Source organism: uncultured Vibrio sp. (genome assembly GCF_947488985.1).
Lineage (GTDB): Bacteria > Pseudomonadota > Gammaproteobacteria > Enterobacterales > Vibrionaceae > Vibrio.
On record NZ_CANLBV010000155.1, the window covers coordinates 1 to 4,763 of the forward strand.

The 4,763-nt window shown below is 43.3% G+C and carries 4 protein-coding genes; all 4 read right to left on the minus strand.

Translation table 11 applies throughout. The features are described 5' to 3' along the window. Positions 1-494: 494 nt before the first annotated feature. Positions 495-1,280, minus strand: a complete 786-nt coding sequence (locus Q1A70_RS18915) for a metal ABC transporter permease (protein WP_299695380.1) — start codon at positions 1,278-1,280, stop codon at positions 495-497. A gap of 2 nt (positions 1,281-1,282) precedes the next feature. Beyond that, the gene (locus Q1A70_RS18920) at positions 1,283-2,188 is read right to left on the minus strand and encodes a zinc ABC transporter substrate-binding protein (RefSeq protein ID WP_299695383.1); all 906 of its coding nucleotides are present in this window, start codon (positions 2,186-2,188) and stop codon (positions 1,283-1,285) included. Between the two features lie 16 nt (positions 2,189-2,204). Then, positions 2,205-3,353 carry a hypothetical protein gene (locus tag Q1A70_RS18925; protein WP_299695374.1) on the minus strand — a complete coding sequence of 383 codons (1,149 nt, stop codon included), beginning with the start codon at positions 3,351-3,353 and terminating at the stop codon, positions 2,205-2,207. A gap of 333 nt (positions 3,354-3,686) precedes the next feature. After that, positions 3,687-4,544: a glutathione-dependent disulfide-bond oxidoreductase gene (gene yghU / locus Q1A70_RS18930; protein WP_299695377.1), complete on the minus strand. Its 858-nt coding sequence runs from the start codon at positions 4,542-4,544 to the stop codon at positions 3,687-3,689. Between the last annotated feature and the right edge of the window lie 219 nt (positions 4,545-4,763).

Consider the following 4,763-nt stretch of genomic DNA (forward strand, 5'->3'; position numbering starts at 1 on the left):
CAGTGTAATTATCATAGTTCGTAGCATGATCCTGATTTTACTAAAAATCAAGCACCTTCAATGATCACGGGTATAACTAATAAAGAATAGCTAAGGAAGTTCGGCCTATTCTAGAATCTTCAATGCTTCAATAGGTGAGATAAATACTGAGGAAAATTCAAAATACTAACGATGATTTATACCATTTACCAATGAGCAATAAATAAGAGATAGAGCTATAATATAGTGGCAAACAGAGTGAATTTCGTACATAAAAGTCATTACCATCACGAATGAAAATATCATTTCAAGACTTGGCTATAAAAACAATCAGGTTATGTGCTTATATTTCATTCAATTCGTAGGCTTTGTTGTGTAATTCCGGTTGGAGACAGCCCCTCATTACATGTACGCTTTAATCAACACAATAAGTTGCGTTTATACCTAACCTTTGATGTATAAACGCAACTGTTCATCTTTTAAATAAAACCAGGAGCATTCATATAACCACAAGCTTATGTGGTAATCTCAGTACAGTTACGCCTAATTAACTGAGATGCAATATTGAATATTACTCCCGCTAAAAAAAGCGTGATGACAATGCTTGCGCCACTCGGTAAATCGTAATATGCCGACACCACTAATCCCGACAAAATACCAACGGTACCAATGCCGATACTCGCGATAAAGAAGCGAATGCCTTTAAACGCTGCTGCACACAATGCGGGAATCACCAGTAACGCGAACTCTAGATAAATTCCTGTCAGTTTCACAGTGATAGGCATCAATATGGCAAAAATTAGGTAGAAGCCACTGCCTTGCATAAACTCCGGCTTCGCACCAACCAGCAGCAACATTAGTGTTGTGATGCTCGCCAACGGCCAAACATCATCCCAGGTAGACCACAGTAGCTGCCCGTTGAGAATACCTTGAATAAAATCAGCACCATGAGGATCTTTACTTACCAGTAATATCGCCACTGACGCCGACACCACAAACAAACTGCCAATCATAGGCTCTAAGTGCTGCTTATAGTGCTTTTCCATTAATGCAATCAAGCCACAGAGTAATAATGACATCACCCAAGGGCCTGTCATTTCCCCAAACCATGAACTACTTAACAGCTCATACCGACTCAACCAGTATTGACTTAAGGCCGCACCAAGCGCTGCCACTTGCGCGACAGCAAGATCAATGAAGATGATCTGGCGCTTGAGGACTTGCTCCCCAAGCACGATATTACCGACTAATGCGATTAAGCCACACAACACCGCAGGTGCCAGCCAGCTATATTCAGTCAACATTACGATTTGGTTGATATGTCTGAGCTTGCGAGCGTTCGCAATAACTCATCAATGACTTGATCGTACATTTGTTCAAGGCTCTGCCCCTCTACAACCGTCAATGGCAGTTGCACCGTAGGTTTATTGGTTTGCTGGTTAAGCCAATGAGCAGGACGCTGATCTTGGTGTGATGAATACACAATCGCATCAAACGAAGCAGGATCCAACTTAGTCAATGACTGTAAATGTGACGTAGTCGGTGATATCCCAGGCTTAGGCTCTAAATCTGCAATTTGTGTCATACCTAACCAATCAAAAAGATACCGATAGGTGGCATGATAACCCACTACTCTCTTGCCTTGTAACGGCTCTGCTTTGGTTTGCCACTCTGCCAATTTTTTACGCCAATTGGCACGAAACTTCATGCCATTTCTCATATAAATATGCGCATTATCAGGGTCAACCTGCTGTAAACGTTGGGTGACTTCTCTTGATATAGGAATCATAGACTCAGCAGCAAACTGGACGTGTGGGTTTCCATGAGCGTGAATATCTCCCATACTTCGATCTACATGATCATGGGTATCAAGCATGCCAACCATATCACTCGCGTATAACATGGTTGGTGAGCTATCTTTAACGGCAGGGTTACCACTGCGTACTTGCAACATGGGGAGCCATCCAACTTCTAATTCAGCCCCAGAACACATCGCCATATCAGCTTGACGCATTTTAGCAATAAGTGATGGCCTAGCTTGAACATAGTGCGGGTCTTGCTTGGCGGTGGTTGCCGAGTAAATGTTGGCATCAGGCGCATGACTGCTCACAAGAGCTTTCCATTCAGGCTCACAAACAAAAATATCCAGCGCCATTGCAGGCGAATATACAATTATAGATGAGGATACAACGGCAGCACCTGCTGCCATTCTAAGTAGGCGTTTTTTAGAATGCATGAGCACCGTGCGCCCCAAAGGTCATCACATATTGAAGGGTAAATACGTTATCCGTCTCTTTCTCGTTGCTTTGGTATTCAACACGAGAGTATTGCGCGCGTACTGTACCAAAATGAGACGAATCCCAAGCGATCATTACGTCCGCTTCTTTATCGTTCTCTGGGACGAAGTGCGCGTGATGGCCATGCATATGCCCGTCATAATTTTCCGCTTCACCATAGCGTAAGCCCACAGACCAGCTAGGACTGAATCGGTAGACACCCGACACGTAGAATCCTGACAAGCTATCTGGCGAATCCGCTTCATTCTTGTACTTGTTATCAACAATACCGTCTAACAACATGTATTCAGCAGCAAGCGTGAAATTTTGATACTTGTAGTTACCATTCGGCGCCCACTTCCATACAAAATCAGCCCCATATAGGTTTGAACCCGTTACAGCAGAACCGTGACTATGATCGTGATCATGATCGTCTTCGGCATGATGATGGTGCTCTTCAAGCTCACGAACTTTACCATTTTCATTACGTAGGTAACTCAATCCAAACTGCCAACTTGATGACTCAGAAAAGTCATCACCTAGCTTCAATGTTGCAGTATACACACCCACATCAGACCCATCCTCAACGGCAGACATCTTGCTACCACTTAGTGCTTCCACACCAAACTTCACATACAGATCTGTAGGAAGAACGATGTTTGCACGAATACCATCATCGTAATAATGAGAGCCTAAGAATGTGCGGTAAGCCGCAGGACGCTCAACGAAGCTATCCGTATGCATGTGTTGGTTATTTAGGTAACCAAAGTCAGAGAGGAAACGACCACCTCGGATGTTTAAACCATAAGGCATTGACAAGGTTTCAACAAAAGCCTCTTCGAGTAGTAACTCGGTCTCACCGTCATGAGATTCAATAACTGTCGTTAAAGAGCCATAAAACTTATCATCAATGCTCGCCGACATGTTCAGCTCTGTATGACCCAGACCAAAGCCTTCCCCACGCTCCGAGTTATTACGTTGACCGTCTTGATAATAACCGTCCAAAACAACACCAATTTGAGGGTTTGACAGCGTGTCGGCAAAAACAGGGGAGACAAGAATGCTACCAACCGCCAGAGAAACCAATTTCTTATTCACAACTTCTTCCTTTCTAAGATACATCATCAATCAACTTATTGTTATGTTATAACATTCCAACAGATAGTTAATCGTTGAGATGTAACAAAATATAAAATCACTTTAGTAGAAAGGCAGAGATAAGAGTAAAAGCCTATATTAATCAATGATATAAAAAACTTAATAATTGGCAGTGCGAATGATAGTGTGAAGGAGAGCCGTAACGGCATTTATCGACAGGCTGATATAGAAAGGAAAGAATAGGTTGATTAGATGAAACTGAAAATAGAGTTTGAGTTAACGTTGACCGCTAAAACAAACTCTATGATGTGGTATCGAGTATCGGTTAAAGTACTACGGGCGTAGCTTTAAAACTCGGTCAATGTCTTCTGCAGAATGGCGCTCTGGTACTTGCTCCCACTCTTCGCCAAATGAACGGTTAACCACTCGACCACGTTGGAAACCTTCACGTGCTTCTAGCTGTTTTGCCCAGCGTACAACGTTGGTATAGGAGTCAACTTGCAAGAACTCTGCTGCATCGTATAACTTGCCGAGTACAAGGTTGCCATACCATGGCCAGATAGCGATATCGGCAATGCTTAACTCGTCACCCGCAACAAAGGTATTGTTTGCCAGTTGTTTGTCTAGCACATCAAGTTGACGCTTGGCTTCCATCGCAAAACGGTTAATTGGGTACTCTTGCTTTTCATCCGCGTAAGCGTAGAAGTGACCAAAACCACCACCTAGGAATGGCGCAGACCCTTGTGCCCAGAACAACCAGTTAATGGTTTGTGTTCTTGCTGCCCCTTCTTTTGGTAAGAAGTGACCAAATTTTTCAGCTAAGTGCATCAAGATCGATGCCGATTCGAAAACATTAACGTCTTCATCACCTGACTTATCGACAAGGGCAGGGATTTTTGAGTTTGGGTTCACGCCAACAAAACCCGACGAGAACTGAGCAGCCTCGCCAATGTTGATCAAGTACGCATCATATTCAGCTTCTTTAACACCCGCCGCTAACAACTCTTCCAGCAAGATAGTGACTTTTTGACCATTAGGTGTGCCAAGAGAATACAATTGAAAAGCATGGTCACCAACAGGAAGCGCTTGATCAAAGCGAGATCCCGATTCGGGACTGTTGATGTTGGCCCACTTATTACCGCCAGCGGCATCGTTCACCCAAATTTTTGGCGGAGTGTATTGTTCTGACATGATATTTCCTTATTAATGTAGGGGCTCACTCACTGATATTAGGTCACGTGTTGTAGGTTAAAACCCTTGAATACGATTTATTTTCAAACCATTAAGCATGCCTTATTCCAGAAAGACATAACTCACTTTAAAACTGATTTGCTTACTAGGGCGTGTTGATCTTTGCTGTACATTTCGCGTTCAACAATACATCGGTAGCCACATCAACATGAATGCCAG